This window comes from Cellulomonas hominis, assembly GCF_005239125.1.
Classification (GTDB): Bacteria; Actinomycetota; Actinomycetes; order Actinomycetales; family Cellulomonadaceae; genus Cellulomonas; species Cellulomonas hominis_A.
Map to the genome: position 1 here is coordinate 1 of NZ_SZYE01000379.1, position 685 is coordinate 685.

The following is a 685-nucleotide window of genomic DNA, read 5'->3' on the forward strand; positions in this document are numbered from 1 at the left end:
AAGCCGACCGGCGCGGGTGCGCGGGTCGGGACGGGCCGCGGGCGGGCGGGGTGCTGCCGGGGCGCGGCCGGTGGGCGTCGGGAGGACGCGGGTCAGGCGGCGCGGGAGGTGCGCGGACAGCTCGCCGAGGGGCGACAGCAGCGGATCGACGCGGGCATGGGTCGGCCCGGGCGCTGGGTCGTGCGCGGGTGCACCGACCGGGCCACGGGCCGCCTCCTTCACGTCGTCTCGACTGCTGAGACGCAAACGTTCACGTCTCGGGATCCTCGGCCGACAGTAGCGCCAGCCGCCCCGGCAGGACAACCTCCGGGGGCCGCCGGGCGCGCCACCGCCTGCACCGCCCGCGGGCCGGGTCGGCGCACGCCGCCGCGCCCGGCACGCGCCGAGCGGGCAACCGACACGTCGGGCGAGTAGTCGGTGGTTACCCCCTCGACGCGTCGGTTACCCCCTCGGCGGCAGGCGGGCGGCGGGCGGCGCGCAGGGTCAGGTGCACGGCGCCGCCGGCGAGGAGGCCCCGAACGCCGCCGAGATGCCGCCGACGCCGACCCCCGACACCGTGACCAGGAACGTCACGGCCGCCGCCTCCCGGTGGGTCGCCGGGCCGAACGCCCCGCCGAGCGCGCCCGCGAGCGTCCCGACCAGCGCCAGCCCCGCCGCGGCGGCGATCAGCCCGGCCGGCGCCGCC

1 protein-coding gene is annotated in these 685 nt (G+C 80.4%); it reads right to left on the reverse strand.

Features of this window, described 5'->3' with window-relative positions; translation table 11 throughout:
* Positions 1 to 483 precede the first annotated feature (483 nt).
* Positions 484 to 685, reverse strand: a 202-nt coding sequence (locus FA014_RS19675; RefSeq protein WP_230323471.1) for a benzoate/H(+) symporter BenE family transporter, incomplete at its 5' end; no start/stop codon positions are given.